This window comes from Methylomonas sp. Uni0011 (genome assembly GCF_056850255.1).
In genome coordinates this window covers 1-1,422 of record NZ_JBVVNO010000048.1, presented here as the reverse complement: position 1 = coordinate 1,422, position 1,422 = coordinate 1, and the positions used below count along the sequence as shown (strand labels likewise).

The 1,422-nt window shown below is 52.6% G+C and carries 1 protein-coding gene; it reads right to left on the bottom strand.

Annotated elements, in window-relative coordinates; genetic code table 11:
- Nucleotides 1-280: 280 nt before the first annotated feature.
- Nucleotides 281-1,327, bottom strand: a complete 1,047-nt coding sequence (locus tag AC0IM9_RS20425) for an IS110 family RNA-guided transposase (protein ID WP_482805241.1) — start codon at nucleotides 1,325-1,327, stop codon at nucleotides 281-283.
- Between the last annotated feature and the right edge of the window lie 95 nt (nucleotides 1,328-1,422).

Genomic DNA, 1,422 nt, shown 5'->3' with positions numbered 1-1,422 from the left:
TGGTTATTGCGTATATGGACTCCTCCCGTTTTGCAAGCATTTCCCCTGTTGGTTGATGGTACGACTGCACACGTATATCCGGCCTGTAAATGAGCGCAATTGGCTCGGGCCGTAATGGGCTGTTCGCGCGTTTGCTCCTTATCGCCCTATCGTGCTCTTGGGCACAGCGCAATAATCAGGTTTTGCAAACGCCGGTTCGACCGGCTGCCATCAGGGTCTAGCTCTGCAATCGGTTGGATTGCTCTTTTATCTCAATCGGTTTGGGCGTGACAGCTTGCTGTCATGCACAAGCCGATTCAGATGCCAGCCCGTTTTCAGTGGGCTGGTAATCCAGGCTCTTGGTTAATAACGCCCAGGCAATTCGGGCATTTTTATTCGCCAAGGCCACGGTGGCGATGTTTTTGTTACGCCGCTCGCTGAGACTTTGCAGCCAGCGGCTGCGTGGGTCGTCTTTTTGACTGGCGACTTTCAGGACGGCTCGCGCACCATGAATTAATAAGGTTCTCAAATAAGCATCACCACGCTTGCTAATCCCCAAGAGCCGTTCTTTGCCGCCACTGCTGTGCTGTCCGGGCGTCAAACCTAGCCAGGCCGCCATGTCACGACCTCGCTTGAATTGCTTGGCGTCGCCCACGCCACTGACCAAGGCGGTGGCGGTAATCGGGCCAATGCCGGGGATTTGTAGCAAACGCTTGGCGCCAGGATCGGTGTCGGCTTGTTGTTGAATCCGTTTGTCCAATGCCCTGACACGTTCATCAAGCGTCTGCAAGTCTTGACGAAGACCTGCTAGCAAGACTCTAAAGTCACTACTCAAGTGATTTTCGGCATCTTCCAATAAGTCTGGCAGCGCTTTTCGCAAGCATTCGATGCGTTGACCGACGACCATTCCGTATTCAGCCAGTAGACCGCGAATCTGATTGACCTTTTCGGTACGCTGACTCACCAGTTGGCTGCGTACCCGATGGGTGGCCTGTAAGTCTTGCTGCGCCAAACTCTTGATGGGAACGAAGCGCATACTCGGCCTCGATACCGCTTCGCAGATGGCTTCCGCATCATTGGCGTCGTTTTTGTTGGCTTTGACATAGGGTTTAACAAATTGCGGCGCAATCAATTTGACGGTGTGACCCAACTTTTGCAGTTCGCGAGCCCAATAGAGGGCGCTGCTACAGGCTTCCATACCGATTAGACAGGGCGGAATATCGCGAAAATAGCTCAGCATTTGCTCGCGCTTAAGCTTTTTCTTCAGCGCGGGTTGTTCGTGACTATCGACGCCATGTAATTGAAACACCTGTTTTGCTAAATCAAGGCCTATGCGTTTAATATTCATCTCGGACTCCTCCTCCGTTTGTTGGGTAACTCAATTTTACCCCTCTGGTACATCGATGCCGCTAGGTGGGAGGAGTCCATACCATTGCCTTACGG